Origin of the sequence: Actinomadura sp. NPDC048021, assembly GCF_040653135.1 — a bacterium.
Lineage (GTDB): Bacteria > Actinomycetota > Actinomycetes > Streptosporangiales > Streptosporangiaceae > Spirillospora > Spirillospora verrucosospora.
The window spans coordinates 51,562-65,317 of record NZ_JBEZJQ010000034.1 but is presented as its reverse complement, the minus strand read 5'-3'; the positions used below and the strand labels follow the sequence as shown (position 1 = coordinate 65,317).

Sequence of the window (13,756 nt, the reverse complement as noted above, 5' to 3'; positions counted from 1 at the left end):
CGCCCCTGCACGTGGGGCTCACGGTGTCCCTGGTGTCTGAGATGTGGCGATTTCCGGTCGCTCCGAGCGCTTGACCGACGGTTCGGCCGACACCGTCGGGCCCGGCGTGCCCGCGGCCGCCTTCGCCACCGCCCTGCGCTCGCGGTCGACGCGGGCGAGGAGCTTCGGCACGTCGGCGACGTCGACGGCCTCCCCGACGACGCGCGCCTTCGCCTCGTAGGGGTAGGAGCCGGGGTTGTCGAGGGCCGCGCGCATCCAGTGCCGCCACAGTTTGCTCGTCACGGTGCAGCGCAGGACGAGCGACCGGTTGGCCGGGACCGGTCCCGCCCCCGAGCACGACCCGAGCGGCTCGCCCTTGGAGGAGAGCGCCGCACGCAGCACCGCCCGCGCGCCGTCGGGCACCGTCGCGGGCTCGGTGAGCGTGGCGGGCATGCTCACCGTGCAGCCGCTGGTGTTCTGGTCGCAGTTGCTGAACGCCAGCGTCCCCGGCGTGAAGCGCAGGCCGGGATCGAACGCGCCCCCGAGCCGGGCCACCCGCGGACGCAGTTCGGCGAACAGCGTCTCCGGGGCCGCCACCGGCGCGACGGTGAAGTGCTGCGCCGCCTGCCCGGCCGGGCGCACCGCCAGCAGCCGGTACGGGGCCTGGGCCGTGAGCACGTACTCCGCGCCGGACGCCTTGACCTTGAAGGCGCGGACGCCGCCCACGTTCTCCGTGGGCGGTTTCGCCGGGGACTTCGCCAGCGACCTGGCGATCGCCTTGGGCCCGAGGACGTCCGGGACGTCGAAACCGGGCACCGAGGCGGGCGCCTTGGACCAGCGTCCCGCGTAGTACTCCGGGTGCGCGACGCCGCTCGCGTAGGTCTGCCAGAACGCCGTCCCGGCCCTGAGGTAGGTGTCGCCGCCGATCGCGACGACCTCCGCCGTCAGCACGCCCGCGGTGAGCGTGCCGCTCGCCGCCCCCGCCGGTGTCACGCGCAGCCGCGCCTGGACCGGCCGGCCGTTGATCGTCAGAGTGCCGTCGTAGCGCAGGCCCGTCCCGGAGGTGAGGGCCCGGCCCGCCGCGACCGTCCACGCCGGAGGAGGAGCCGGCGCGGTCGCCTTCGGCTTCGGCTTCGGGGCCTCCTCGCCCCCGGTGAGCGCCACGGCCGCCACCGCTCCGGCCACCACGACGGCGGCCGCGGCCCCGGCGAACACCACCACGCGCCGGCCCCGGGGCCTGCGCTGGCGCCCCGGCGGGACGGGACCGCTCTGCGAGAAGGCCGCGCCCGGCTCGCCCGGGAAGCCCGCGTCAGGCGGGAGGCCCGCGCCGGGCGGAGCGGCGGAGGGCGGGCCCGCGGGGACGAAGGAGGGCGTGCCGCGCGGATCGGTGGGGGTCGCCTCCGGATCCGAGCCGGGGGAGCCCGGGTGAGCCGCGTCCGGACCGGTGGGAGCGGCCGCGCCGGGTGGGGCCTGGCCGCCGGCGACGCGGACGTCCCCCGGGTGGGGGCCCTCCTGGACGGGGGCGCCCTGCTGCGGGCCGCCGTCCGGGTGGGAGGCGTCGCCGGACTCGTCCGGGTACGGGGGTCGGGAAGAGGCCGTCGGCGACGGCTCGTCCTGTTCAGCGCTCACTCGGGGCTCACTCTGCTCACTTCCGGGGCCAGGTACCGGCCCGACCGTCAGACACAAAGCAAGGGATCTGGAGGCGTCCCCCGGTGGGCGCCGACGGGCTCCGAAACGTTCCGGGGGGAAGGGCGGCCGCCGGGCCCTGGAGGGGCCGTCCACAAAGAGCATAAGGGTGCCCGGCGGCGCGTCCTCCCGGAACGGGAGGAGCGCCACCGGGCACCCTTGCCGGTGCGGATCAGCGCGTGATGCGCCTCACCTGCGGCGTCATTCGCTGTCGAGGCCGTTCTGCAGAGCGGACACCTCGGCGGAGGTGGCGCCGATCACCTTGTACTCGGCGTGCTTGTAGAACGTGCCGCCGGTCGCCTTCGCCCAGCTCGTCCACGAGCTGCTCACGACCCGGCAGCTCGCCCACTGCGACAGGGAGCTGGAGATCGTGATGCGCGCGGTGCAGTTGCCGAGGTCGCGGCCGGTCAGCGTGCCGGCGGTGAGCCGGAACCGGACGTCGATCGTGACGGGCTTCTCCACGTCGTACGGCGGCCGGATCTTGGCCTCGACCGTGCAGCCGGAGTTGCCGTTGCAGCCGCCCTTCTTCCACTCGTCGACCGTCGGCTTGGACGAGGCGTTGAAGGCGTCCTTCAGCTCGCCCATGCTGGTGCGCATGTCCGAGATGAGGGACGAGGCGTCGCCGGAGTCCTTCGGGGTGACGTCCAGCGCGACCCGCGGCGTGGTCGCCTCGTAGCGGATCAGCTCGGCGTCGTCCTCGTCGGTGATGTAGAGCGTGGAGGAGAAGGTGCTGAACTTGAGCGCCTTCTTGCCCATCCAGGTCGTCTCGATCGGCTTGACGCGCGACAGCCGGGCCGAGCGGATCTTGCTCGCCAGCGCCGTCGGCGACAGCTGCTCCTTGAAGTCGAGGTCGAGCTCGTCCGCGCTCAGCCGGCCCCACTGCTCACCCGAGGTGAGGTAGTAGGGGTCGTCGGTGGAGGAGATCTGCCGCGTCCAGTAGGACTTGTCGCCCTTCACGAACAGCTTGCCGTCGGCCGACAGCACGGTGACCTGGTCGGTGTTCCAGGTGACCGGACCCATCGCGCGGCCGCCCTTGGTGACGTTCAGCTCGCCGCGCAGCGTCTCGCTGCCGCCGAACGTGCCCTTCAGCGAGACCGCGCGGGCGGCGTCCATGTTGGTCGCGGCCGCGGTCAGCTTCTCCTCGGGGGACTTGCCGCCGCCCTTGGCCACCACGAACACCACGACCGCGATGATCACAAGGAGGACGAGGCCGCCGCCGATGAGGCCGATCACCAGGCCGCCGCCACCGCCGCGCTTCGGCGGAGGCATCGGCGGGCCCATCGGGCCGCCGGGGGGCGGGGGGAAGAAGGGGGGCGGCGTTCCGGGACCACCGAAGCCGCCGGGCGGGGGCGGGCCGCCCGGGCCTCCGGGTCCGCCGGGACCGGGCCCGCCCGGGCCCGCTGGCGGCGGCGGAGGCGGCCAGGAGGCCCCACCCGGGGATTCCCAGCCCGGGGGAGGCGGGGGGTTGCTCATCCGGTCACGTCCTTCCAGGTCAAAACCGACCCATGCGAACCTAGTGTGCAGCAAGAGCATGACATTGTGATCCTCCCGGGTGGAGGTACCACGTCACACTTCTCGATGCTGCATCGCGAGATACTGGATGTGACGCACACGAGGAGGATCTGGTGCATAACTATTTCGACACATATGTCGTTCTGGTCGTGTTGCTCCTCGCGGGCGCCGGGATCGTCGGGGGAGCTCTCGCGGCGAACCGGTTGCTGCGTCCCCATCGTCCCACGGTCGAGAAGCTGACGACGTACGAGTGCGGCGTCGACCCTGTCGGCGAGGGCTGGGCCCACTCCTACGTGCGCTATTACGTCTTCGCCTACCTCTACGTGGTGTTCGCGGTGGACGCGGTGTTCCTCTTCCCCTGGGCGACCGTCTTCTCCGACCCCGGCTACGGCGCGACGACGCTCGGCGAGATGTTCGTCTTCCTGGCGTTCCTGGCCGCGGGCCTCGCCTACGCGGGCAAGAAGGGCGTCCTGTCCTGGGTCTGACCCCTCCGGCGCTGTAACAATGGCGTCGTGGGCACCATCGATCTTCCCCCGCCGAGCGTCGGGCCGCTGTCGCGGCTCGCGCCCAAGCCGATCAGGTTCGTGCTCAACTGGGGCCGGCGCTACTCGCTGTGGGTCTTCAACTTCGGCCTGGCCTGCTGCGCCATCGAGTTCATCGCGACGTCGATGAGCAGGCACGACTTCATCCGGCTCGGCGTCATCCCGTTCGCGCCGGGTCCGCGGCAGGCCGACCTGATGGTCGTCTCCGGCACCGTCAGCGACAAGATGGCCCCCGCGGTGCGGCGCCTCTACGAGCAGATGCCCGAACCCAAGTACGTCATCTCCTTCGGCGCCTGCTCCAACTGCGGCGGCCCGTACTGGGACTCCTACTGCGTGACCAAGGGCGTCGACCAGATCATCCCGGTGGACGTCTACGTCCCCGGCTGCCCGCCCCGGCCCGAGGCGCTGCTGCAGGGCATCGTCCACCTCCAGGAGAAGATCGCGGGCGAGTCGCTGGGCGACCGCTACGGCGGGGACGGCGGCGGCGAGCCCGTCGCCCCGCCGCCCGCGCCGCGTCCGTTCCCGGCCACCGTCCTGCGCCGCCCGCTCCAGCCGCCGCCCCCGTCCGACGAGCACGAGAGCTTCGAGCACTGGCACAGCCTGGAGGCCGACGGCCATGAGGCCGAGCCTCCGAAGGACGAGGCGGAAGAGACCGCGGCCGCGGACAACGAGACGCTGCCCGTCCTGCACCTCGGCGACGCGGAGGCCACGATGGAGCTCGAACCGAGGCCCGAGACGCCGCCTGTCCGGCCGGAGGACAAGGCGCCGCCCGTCCAGCCGCCGGTCGCGCCGGAGCCCGGAGCGCCGCCCGTCGATCCGACCGACGTCACCCAGCCCGTCCGGCATCTCGGCGAGGCCGACGTTTCGGGCGAGCCCGAACCCGCGCCCGAACCCGAACCCGAGCAGGCCGCGCCTCCTGCTGGGCCGTCCGACACGACGCAGCCCGTCCACATGGTCGAGGACCAGTACGTCACCGTGCCCGTCCCGGTGGTGGAGGACGACGACCTGGGCGCGGACCCGTCGCACGATCCGTCGATCATCCCCGGGCTGGTGGACGACGACCACGACGACCAGATCGGGCGCGACCGATGAGCCCGCAGCCGCCGGGAGCGGAACTCGCCGACGCCTGGACGGGACGCTTCGGCGACGAGGTCACCACCGAGGAGACCTTCGGCGGGCTGGCCGTCGGGGTGTCGCCCGAGCTCTGGCTGGACGCGCTCACCTTCGCGCGCGACGACCTGTCCTGCGGCTTCTTCGACTGGCTGACCGGCGTCGACGAGCTGGAGGACGGCTTCGCGGTCGTCGTCCACGTGTACTCGCTGGAGCGCCGCCACCACCTGCTGATCCGCACGCGCGTCACGAAGCGGGCGCCCGTGCTGGCGACGGCGACGGGCGTCTACCGGGGCGCCGCATGGCACGAGCGGGAGACGGCGGAGATGTTCGGCATCCTCTTCGAGGGCCACCCGAACCTCGTGCCCCTGCTGCTGCCCGACGGGTTCGAGGGCCACCCGCTGCGCAAGGACTTCGTGCTCGCCGCCCGCGTCGCCAAGCCGTGGCCGGGCGCCAAGGAGCCGGGCGAGTCGGGGCACGGGGCGCCGAGCCGCCGCCGCGTCCGCCCGCCCGGGGTTCCGGAGGGCTGGGGGCCCCATGCTTGAGGTCGTGGTCAAGCTGGTGCTGGTCGCGGGCGCGTTCGCGGTGCTCCCGCTGCTGGTGGGGCAGGCCGAGCACAAGGTGATGGCGCACATGCAGGGCCGTCTCGGCCCCATGTACGCGGGCGGTTTCCACGGCTGGGCGCAGCTCGTCGCCGACGGCGTCAAGTTCGCGCAGAAGGAGGACGTGGTCCCGCGCGACGCCGACCGCTGGGTGTTCAAGCTGGCGCCGGGTGTGGCGATCGTCCCGTACCTGCTGGTGCTGCTGGTGATCCCGGTCGGGCCCGGCGGGCAGGTCGCGCTCGACCTCGGCCCCGGGGTGTTCTTCGCGCTCGCCGTGATGGGCGTCGGGGTGATCGGCGCGATCATGGCGGGCTGGGCGAGCGCGAACAAGTACTCCCTGCTCGGCGGGATGCGGGTCGCGGCGCAGCTGATGTCCTACGAGCTGCCGATGGTGTTCGCGGCGTCGTCGGTGGCGATGGCGGCGGGGACGCTGTCGCTGCAGGGCGTCGTGGAGGAGTGGCGCTGGTGGTGGCTGCCGTGGCAGGCGGTCGGCGGCGTGGTCTTCTTCGTCGCGGGCCTGGCGGAGCTGCGGCGCCCGCCGTTCGACATGCCGGTCGCCGACTCGGAGATCATCTTCGGCCCGTACACGGAGTACGGCGGGCTGCGCTTCGCGCTGTTCATCCTGGCCGAGTACGCCGGGATCGTCGTGCTGTGCGCGCTGACGACGGTGCTGTTCCTCGGCGGGTGGAAGGGCCCGTTCCTGAACACCGAGCTGGGCTGGCTCTGGACGCTGCTGAAGATCGCCGTGCTGGCGTTCTGCGTGATCTGGCTGCGGGTCAGCTACCCGCGCATGCGCGAGGACCAGCTGCAGAAGCTCGCCTGGGCGTGGCTCGTCCCGCTGTCGCTGGCCCAGCTCGCGCTGACCGGCGTCCTCAGGGTCGCCCTCTGAGCGCCGCCGGCGCCGGGGGGTCAGCGGAGGAAGATCGTGAAGTCGGCGAGCTGGGGGAGGACGTCCGGCGGGACGTCGGCGTCGAGGGCCATCTCCTCGACGGAGACGAACCCGCCCGTCTGCGCGCGGCGGCGCACGATCCGGTCGGCGATCTCCGGGGTCATGCCGGGCAGCGCCTCGATGATCTCGCGGGGCGCGTGGTTGACGTCCACGAGCCCGCCGTCGTCGTAGGCGCGCGGCACGTCGGGGCGGCCGATGCGCAGCTCGCGGGCGAGCGCCGGGTCCTCGGCGGCGAGCGCGCGGGCCTGCTCGCGCAGCGACCGCCGGTACCTGGCGACCTCGATCGCGTGCTCGTTGAGCACGTTGCGGGGGATCTCGCGGGGGAAGACCGACGGCCGGACGGCGAACGCGTGCCCCGTCCCGGCGATCCACAGCAGGATCGCCAGGAACGAGCCGAGGACGAGGAAGATCGGGTCGCCGGCCTGGAGCATCATCATCACGGCGGCCGTGCCGGCGCCGTAGCCGGCGGCGGTGATCCCGAGCCCGAGGGACCGCCGCCGGACGGCCGCGTACAGGAACGAGAACGGCGTCCCGTAGCCCAGCGTGACAAAGGGCACGAAAGCCCAAACGATTCCGCGGGCCGTCTGCGGGGTGGGCACCGGGATGGGCGACGGCAGGGGCGGCTGCGCGGGCCCGGGCGGACCCGGGTACGGGGCCCCGGGCGGACCCGGGTACGGGGCCCCGGGCGGACCCGGGTACGGGGGGCGCCTGCCGGGCGCCGGGTGCGGCCGCTGCGGAGGTCGCGGCGGGTGCCGGTGCTGGGGACGGGGGTGGTCGGACGCCGGCCGGGAGCGGTGCTCGGGCTCGGGATCGTAGGGGCGCTCCGCGTGATGACCCACATGCCCTCCCCGGCCGCAAGCCTGCGCACTAGCACACGACCTATACCTCGTTGGACGAACGCCGAACCCGTCGCGTTCCCCCCACGCCGATCGTGCGCAATCATGGGGCGCGTGGGACGGCTACCAGGAGGCGGGCTGGCCAAGGGGCTGGCGGTCACGTTGCGGACGATGACGCGGCGGTCCATAACGCGCCAGTACCCCGAAGTGCAACCGGACCTGCCGCCGCGCAGCAGGGGCGTCATCGCGCTGTTCGAGGAGAACTGCACGGTGTGCATGCTGTGCGCCCGCGAGTGTCCCGACTGGTGCATCTACATCGATTCGCACAAGGAGACGCTCCCGGCCGAAGGCGGCGGGCGCCCCCGGACCCGCAACGTCCTCGACCGCTTCGCGATCGACTTCGCGCTCTGCATGTACTGCGGCATCTGCATCGAGGTGTGCCCCTTCGACGCGCTGTTCTGGTCGCCGGAGTTCGAGTACGCCGAGTACGACATCGCCGAGCTGACGCACGAGAAGGAGCGGCTGCGGGAGTGGATGTGGACCGTCCCGCCGCCGCAGGCGCACGACCCGTCCGCCGAGCCGCCGAAGGAGGTGGCCGCGGCGGAGAAGGCCGCCGCGAGGGCCGCCCGGACTCCCCGCACGGGCCCGCCCCCGGGGCCGGGAGAGCGCGGATGAGCGGCCAGGAGATCGTGTTCACGCTGCTCGGCGTGGTGGCCGTCGGCTCCGCGATCCTCGTGGTCACGACGCGGCAGCTCGTCCACGCGGCGCTGTGGCTGGTCGTGTCGTTCGGCGCGCTCGCGGGCGGCTACCTCGTCCTCACCGCGGAGTTCGTGGCCTGGGTGCAGGTCCTCATCTACGTCGGCGCCGTCGTGGTGCTGCTGCTGTTCGGGGTCATGCTGACGCGGGCGCCGATCGGGCAGTCCGCCGACCTCGACTCCGGGAACCGGTGGGCCGCGCTGGCCGTCGCCGCCGCCACGGCCGCCGTCCTGGTCACGGTGACGGTCATGGGGTTCGGCGGCGCGCGGATGCCGCTGCGCGCGGGCGGCGGGTCGGCGGACGAGCTCGGCGGCGCCGTGTTCCGGACGTGGGTGCTGCCGTTCGAGGTCCTGTCGGTGCTGCTGCTGGCCTCGCTGGTCGGCGCGATCGTCCTGTCGCGGTCCGACATCCGGGCCCGTCCGGCGGCTGAGGCGAAGCCGGTCCGGAAACCCGTCGGGGAGCCGGACGCGAAGCCCGGCGCGGAGCCGGACGGGAAGGGCGCCGCCTGATGCATCTCGCCTACCCGACGGTCGTCGCCGCCCTCCTGTTCTCCGTCGGCGTGTACGGGGTGCTCGCGCGCCGCAACGCGATCCTCGTCCTGATGTCGGTCGAGCTGATGCTGAACGCGGTGAACCTCAACCTCGTCACGTTCGACGTCTGGTACCGGGACCGCCTCCACGGCGGCCAGGTCCTCACGCTGTTCACCATCGTGATCGCCGCGGCGGAGGTCGGGCTCGGCCTCGCGGTCGTGCTGCTGGTGTTCCGCAACCGGCAGATGATCGACGTCGACCGCCTCCGCGCGCTCTCCGAAGACGCGGAGGCCGTGGAGGACGCGGAGGCCGTCCCCCGTCCGGCCGGACGCGTGTCCGACGGCGGGGAGGGCACTCCCGAACCGGCGCCCGAGCGCGAGGAGGCGGCGCAGTGATCTGGCTCGCGTCGCTCGCCGCGCTGCTGCCCTTCCTCGCCGCGTTCGCCGGCCTGCTCTTCGGCCCGTCCCTGACCCGGGCGCTGCGCGGCGGCCCCGCGGGGTCGCCGCTGCGGAACGGCCCCGCGCTGATCGCCTGCGCGCCGGTCGCGGTGTCGCTCGTCCTGTCGGCGATCGTCGCGTTCGCCGTCTGGCGCGACCCGGGCGAGCGCACCGGCGTGCTCACGCTGGTCGACACCGGATCGGTGCCGATCAGGGTCGGGTTCCAGGTGGACGGCCTGGCCGCGGTGGTCGGCCTCATGGTCTGCTGCGTGGCGCTCGCCGTCCAGGTGTTCTCGGTCGCGTACATGTCGAGCGACCGCCGGTACTCCTCCTACGCCGCGTTCATCTCCCTGTTCACGTCCGCGATGCTGCTCGTCGTCTACTCCGGCGACCTGCTCGTCCTGTACGTGGGCTGGGAGGTCATGGGCATCTGCTCGTACTTCCTGATCGGGCACCACTGGGAGGAGCGGGCCAACTCGCGGGCGGCGGTCAAGGCGTTCCTCGTCACGCGGCTCGGCGACGTCGGCTTCCTCATCGGCGTGATCGTGCTCGGCGTGGGCGCGGGGACGTTCCAGATCGACCGGATCGTCCGGACGGCCGGCGACCTCCCGCAGTCGACGGCGACGGCGGCCGCGCTGCTCCTGGTCGCGGGCGTCGCGGGCAAGAGCGCCCAGTTCCCGCTGCACACCTGGCTCCCGGACGCGATGGCGGGCCCCACGCCGATCAGCGCCCTCATCCACGCGGCCACGATGGTCGCGGCGGGGATCTACGTCGTGGCGCGCCTGTACGGGGTGTTCCTCGCGGCGCCGTCCGCGCTCGCCGTCCTCGGCGTCCTCGCGGTGGTCTCCATGGTCGGCTCGGCGTGCGCCGCCCTCGCCCAGGACGACCTGAAGCGCGTGCTGGCCTACTCCACGATCAGCCAGCTCGCCGTGATGGCCGCCGGGCTCGCGGTGGGGGCGCGGTCGGCCGCGATCTTCCACCTGCTGACGCACGCGGCGTTCAAGGCGCTGCTGTTCCTGGCCGCCGGGTGCGTCATCGTGACCGCCGGGTCGAACATGCTCGCCCACTACGGCGGCCTGCGGCGCGGCATGCCCCTCACGTTCTGGTCGATGACCGTGGGCTTCGCCGCGCTCGCGGGCGTCCCGCCGTTCAGCGGGTGGTTCAGCAAGGACGCCGTCATCGAGGCCGCCCAGCACGCAGCCCTGCATGGCGGCGAGGTCACATCGGGCGGGATCGCCTGGCTGGTCTACGGGGGATTGCTCGTCACGGTCGTCCTGACGGCCGCCTATGCGATGCGTGCGTGGTTGATGACGTTCTTCGGTGAGCGGCGCGGGACGTACGAGGTCCGCGACCCGGCACGGATCATGTCGTGGACCGTGGCGGCGCTGGCCGTCCCCGCCGCGATCCTCGGATTCTTCGGCCTCGGGGCCTCGGAACTGCGGCCCCAACTCGGAGCCTCGCTGCTCAGCGTGCTGCTGCTCGCGGTGGGCGCGGGCGGTGCCTTCCTTGTGTGGAACCGCGACCCGGCACTGGATCCCGCGCGCGCGCTCGGCCCCGTCCGTACCGTCTTCGCGCGGGCCTTCTACGTGGACGAGCTCTATACGGCGGTCATCGTCCGGCCCGTCCAGGCTTTGGCTCGACATGTCGTCCTGTTCGACCAGCGGGGCGTGGACGCCGCCGTCGTCGGCGCCGGACGCGGCGCGGGGCGGATCGGCGGCCTGGTCAGATTCGTCCAGAACGGAAACCCGCAGACCTACCTCACCGGCCTGCTCGCCGGTGTCGCCGCCATCGCGGCCGCGGTGGTGATCTTCCAGTGATCTTCGTGCTGATGATGGCGATCCCGCTGCTCGGGGCGCTGGCGATGCTCGTCCCGGCGAACCGGTTCCTGCGCACCGGCTTCGCCGTCCGCGCGTTCGGGACGGCCGTGTCCGCCGCGACCCTGCTCGTCGCGGTGTCGGCGCTGACCGCGTTCGACTTCGCCGGCACGTCCCGCATGCAGATGGAGGTCGACCGGCCCTGGGCGCCCGCCATCGGCCTGTGGTTCCACCTCGGCGTGGACGGGATCTCGCTGCCCCTCGTCGTGCTGACCGCCCTGCTGACGTTCCTGTGCTTCCTCTACACGCTGCGGCACCCGCCGGAAGGCGGCCGGATCCGGCTGCTGACCGCCCTGCTGCTCGTCCTGGAGGTCGGGATGCTCGGCACCTTCGTCGCGCTCGACCTCGTGCTGTTCTTCGTGTTCTTCGAGACCGTCCTCGTCCCCATGTACGTGGTGATCATGCTGTGGGGCGGGGCGGGCCGCCGCGTCGCCGCCACCAAGTTCATCCTCTACACGCTCCTCGGCTCCGGGTTCCTGCTCGCCGGGATGCTGCTCGTCGGCGCCGAGGCCGGCACGCTCGACATGACCGACCTGGCCGCCCGGCACGGAGCCGGCCTGTCGCACGGCCTCCAGATCACCGCGTTCGCCCTGATGGGGATCGGGTTCGCGGTCAAGGCGCCGATGTGGCCACTGCACACCTGGCTCCCCGACGCGCACACCGAGGCCCCCACGGTCGGGTCCGTCCTGCTGGCCGGGGTGTTGCTGAAGATGGGCACCTACGGCCTGGTCCGCGTCGCGCTCCCGCTCGCCCCCGGCGGCGCGCAGGTCTGGGCGCCGTGGCTCGGCCTCCTCGCCGTCATCGGGATCGTCTACGGCGCGCTCGCCTGCCTCGCCCAGCGCGACCTCAAACGGATGATCGCCTACTCGTCCGTCGGGCACATGGGGTTCGTCCTGCTCGGCATCGCCACCCTCACCCCGGTCGGCGTCAACGCCGCCCTCTTCGGCAACATCGCGCACGGCCTCATCACCGGCCTGCTGTTCTTCCTCGTCGGCTCGATCAAGGAACGCTGGGGCACCGCCGACATGAACGCCCTCGGCGGCGGCATGCTCGGCACGTCCCCGCGGCTGGCCTCCATCCTCACCTTCGCGTCCGTCGCGTCCCTCGGGCTCCCCGGCCTCGCCGGCTTCTGGGGCGAGGTCCTCGCCCTGATCGGCGCGTACCGCCCGCACGCCGACCTGCCCCGCGAGACCTTCGTGACGTTCATGGCCGTCGCCGCGCTCGGCACCGTCCTGACCGCCGCCTACTTCCTGCGGATGCTCGCGAGGCTCACCCACGGGCCGTCCGACGGCGTCGCCGTCCCCCGCGGCCCGGTCGCGTCGGTCTCCCTCCAGGAGTACGCCGCCTGGGCGCCGCTGATCGCGCTGACGCTGCTGGTCGGCCTCTGGCCGAAGACCCTGCTGGACGTGACCACGGGTCCGGTCCGCGCGCTGCTCGGAGGCGGCTGATGATCCAGGACATCGACTACGCGGCGGTCGCGCCGCCGCTGATCCTCGCCGTCGCCGCGATCGGGCTGCTGCTCGCCGACGCCTTCGACGCGCCCCGCCGCGTCCTGTCCCTGCTGTCCGGCGGGTCCCTCGCCGCCGCGCTCGCCGCGGTGATCGCACTGGCCCCCGGGGACCGCCGCGCCACCTTCTGCCTGCCGGACGGCCTGCGCTCCGGCGGCCCCGCCTCCTGCTCCTACGTCGCGGACGACTTCACCCTGCTGTTCCAGGGGATCATCCTCGGCGCCGCCGTCATCGTCGTGCTGCTGTCCCTCCAGGAGATCACCGACTCGAAGATCCCGGTGGGGGAGTACCACTTCCTGCTGCTCGCCGCCGTCATCGGCGCCCTCACCCTGGTCGCGGCCCGCGACCTCGTCCTCCTCGTCGTCGCGCTGGAGACCCTCTCCCTTCCGGTGTTCGCGCTGGCCGCGCTGCGCCGCTACGACGGGACGTCCTCCGAGGCCGCGCTGAAGCTGTTCCTCGTCTCCGTCGTGTCCACCGCGGTCATGCTGTTCGGCATCAGCCTCGTGTACGGCGCGACCGGCGCCATGCACCTCGACCGCATCGCGCCCGCCCTCGCCCGGCTCCCCGCCGACCTCGACCCCGTCGCCGCGCTGGGCTCCGTCCTCGTCCTCGCCGGGTTCGCGTTCAAGGTCGCAGCCGTCCCGTTCCACTTCTGGGCGCCGGACGTCTACCAGGGCTCCCCGCTGCCCGTCGCCGCGTTCCTCGCCGTGGTCTCCAAGGCCGCCGGGTTCGCCGGGCTCGCGATCGTCCTCGCCCTGGGCCTGCCCGCCTACGGGCACGTGTGGGGCCCCGTCGTCGCCGTCCTGGCCGCCCTCACCATGACCCTCGGGAACCTCGCCGCCCTCCGCCAGCGGACCGCGATCCGCCTGCTGGCCTGGTCGTCGGTCGCCCAGTCGGGCTACATGCTCGCGCCCCTCGCGGTCGGCTCGCACCGCCTCCCCGAGGCCGTCGCCGCCACCACCGCCTACGTCGCCCTCTACGCCGTCATGAACATCGGCGCGTTCGCCGTCGTGATCGGCTTCCACCGCCGCGGCGCCGCCACCGGACGCTGGGACACCCTCGACGACTACCGCGGCCTCGCCCACCGCAGCCCCGCCGTGGCCACCGCCCTGGCCTTCTTCCTCATCTGCCTCGCCGGCCTGCCCCCCGGCGTCATGGGGCTGTTCGCGAAGGTCGTCGTGTTCCGCGCCACCCTCGCCGGCGGCGTCACCTGGCTCGCCGTCGTGATGGCGATCAACACCGTGATCGGGCTCTACTACTACCTCGCCTGGGCGGTCCGCCTCTTCACCCCCTCCGCCACCAGCGAGGACTACGACGCGGCGCCGGGCCTCGGCGTCCGCGCCGCCATCACCGCGGCGGCCGCGGGCGCGGTCGTGCTGTCCGTCGCGCCCCAGATCGTCCTGCAGACGGTCGGGAACGCCACGTAACCGGGGAA

The 13,756-nt window shown here is 73.0% G+C and carries 12 protein-coding genes and 1 pseudogene; 10 read left to right on the top strand and 3 right to left on the bottom strand.

Features of this window, described 5'->3' with window-relative positions:
* Nucleotides 1-18: 18 nt before the first annotated feature.
* Complete coding sequence (locus AB0C87_RS38025) at nt 19-1,608, bottom strand: hypothetical protein (protein ID WP_360581622.1); 1,590 nt, start codon at nt 1,606-1,608, stop codon at nt 19-21.
* A gap of 258 nt (nt 1,609-1,866) precedes the next feature.
* Nucleotides 1,867-2,934: a hypothetical protein gene (locus tag AB0C87_RS38020; RefSeq protein ID WP_345178283.1), complete on the bottom strand. Its 1,068-nt coding sequence runs from the start codon at nt 2,932-2,934 to the stop codon at nt 1,867-1,869.
* 356 nt (nt 2,935-3,290) lie between these two features.
* Between AB0C87_RS38020 and AB0C87_RS38015 the strand changes: the two genes are divergently transcribed.
* The 4 genes and pseudogenes from AB0C87_RS38015 to AB0C87_RS38000 all read left to right on the top strand — a co-directional run bounded on the left by AB0C87_RS38015 (nt 3,291) and on the right by AB0C87_RS38000 (nt 6,320).
* Nucleotides 3,291-3,662 (top strand): NADH-quinone oxidoreductase subunit A, encoded by a 372-nt coding sequence (locus AB0C87_RS38015; RefSeq protein ID WP_345178286.1) that lies wholly within the window; start codon nt 3,291-3,293, stop codon nt 3,660-3,662.
* A 66-nt stretch (nt 3,663-3,728) separates the two neighbouring features.
* Nucleotides 3,729-4,172 (top strand): annotated as a pseudogene (locus AB0C87_RS38010) (NADH-quinone oxidoreductase subunit B family protein); the annotation flags it as partial.
* A 635-nt stretch (nt 4,173-4,807) separates the two neighbouring features.
* The gene (locus AB0C87_RS38005; RefSeq protein ID WP_345178289.1) at nt 4,808-5,374 is read left to right on the top strand and encodes an NADH-quinone oxidoreductase subunit C; all 567 of its coding nucleotides are present in this window, start codon (nt 4,808-4,810) and stop codon (nt 5,372-5,374) included.
* On the top strand, nt 5,367-6,320 hold the full coding sequence (locus tag AB0C87_RS38000; RefSeq protein ID WP_345178290.1) for a complex I subunit 1 family protein: 954 nt from the start codon (nt 5,367-5,369) through the stop codon (nt 6,318-6,320). The genes AB0C87_RS38005 and AB0C87_RS38000 overlap by 8 nt, the downstream gene beginning before the upstream one ends.
* A gap of 20 nt (nt 6,321-6,340) precedes the next feature.
* Here AB0C87_RS38000 and AB0C87_RS37995 read toward each other — a convergent pair whose 3' ends face one another.
* Nucleotides 6,341-6,937: a helix-hairpin-helix domain-containing protein gene (locus AB0C87_RS37995; RefSeq protein WP_353831461.1), complete on the bottom strand. Its 597-nt coding sequence runs from the start codon at nt 6,935-6,937 to the stop codon at nt 6,341-6,343.
* 393 nt (nt 6,938-7,330) lie between these two features.
* Between AB0C87_RS37995 and AB0C87_RS37990 the strand changes: the two genes are divergently transcribed.
* The 6 genes from AB0C87_RS37990 to AB0C87_RS37965 are packed head-to-tail and all read left to right on the top strand — an operon-like array spanning nt 7,331 to nt 13,748.
* Nucleotides 7,331-7,891: an NADH-quinone oxidoreductase subunit I gene (locus tag AB0C87_RS37990; RefSeq protein WP_345178294.1), complete on the top strand. Its 561-nt coding sequence runs from the start codon at nt 7,331-7,333 to the stop codon at nt 7,889-7,891.
* Complete coding sequence (locus AB0C87_RS37985) at nt 7,888-8,481, top strand: NADH-quinone oxidoreductase subunit J (protein ID WP_353831460.1); 594 nt, start codon at nt 7,888-7,890, stop codon at nt 8,479-8,481. The genes AB0C87_RS37990 and AB0C87_RS37985 overlap by 4 nt, the downstream gene beginning before the upstream one ends.
* A complete protein-coding gene (nuoK, locus tag AB0C87_RS37980) occupies nt 8,481-8,897 on the top strand; it encodes an NADH-quinone oxidoreductase subunit NuoK (protein WP_353831459.1) in 417 nt (138 codons plus the stop codon). The genes AB0C87_RS37985 and nuoK overlap by 1 nt, the downstream gene beginning before the upstream one ends.
* Nucleotides 8,894-10,756, top strand: a complete 1,863-nt coding sequence (locus AB0C87_RS37975) for an NADH-quinone oxidoreductase subunit L (protein ID WP_353831458.1) — start codon at nt 8,894-8,896, stop codon at nt 10,754-10,756. Before nuoK ends, AB0C87_RS37975 begins: the two co-directional genes overlap by 4 nt.
* A complete protein-coding gene (locus AB0C87_RS37970) occupies nt 10,753-12,261 on the top strand; it encodes an NADH-quinone oxidoreductase subunit M (protein ID WP_360581621.1) in 1,509 nt (502 codons plus the stop codon). Before AB0C87_RS37975 ends, AB0C87_RS37970 begins: the two co-directional genes overlap by 4 nt.
* On the top strand, nt 12,261-13,748 hold the full coding sequence (locus tag AB0C87_RS37965; protein ID WP_360581620.1) for an NADH-quinone oxidoreductase subunit N: 1,488 nt from the start codon (nt 12,261-12,263) through the stop codon (nt 13,746-13,748). The genes AB0C87_RS37970 and AB0C87_RS37965 overlap by 1 nt, the downstream gene beginning before the upstream one ends.
* Nucleotides 13,749-13,756 lie beyond the last annotated feature (8 nt).

Bases quoted from the DNA above. Each gene is read 5' to 3' on its own strand.
- AB0C87_RS38020 (WP_345178283.1), bottom strand. From the start codon at position 2,934: ATGCCTCCGCCGAAGCGCGGCGGTGGCGGCGGCCTGGTGATCGGCCTC.
- AB0C87_RS38005 (WP_345178289.1), top strand. From the start codon at position 4,808: ATGAGCCCGCAGCCGCCGGGAGCGGAACTCGCCGACGCCTGGACGGGA.
- AB0C87_RS38000 (WP_345178290.1), top strand. From the start codon at position 5,367: ATGCTTGAGGTCGTGGTCAAGCTGGTGCTGGTCGCGGGCGCGTTCGCG.
- AB0C87_RS37985 (WP_353831460.1), top strand. From the start codon at position 7,888: ATGAGCGGCCAGGAGATCGTGTTCACGCTGCTCGGCGTGGTGGCCGTC.
- nuoK (WP_353831459.1), top strand. From the start codon at position 8,481: ATGCATCTCGCCTACCCGACGGTCGTCGCCGCCCTCCTGTTCTCCGTC.
- AB0C87_RS37965 (WP_360581620.1), top strand. From the start codon at position 12,261: ATGATCCAGGACATCGACTACGCGGCGGTCGCGCCGCCGCTGATCCTC.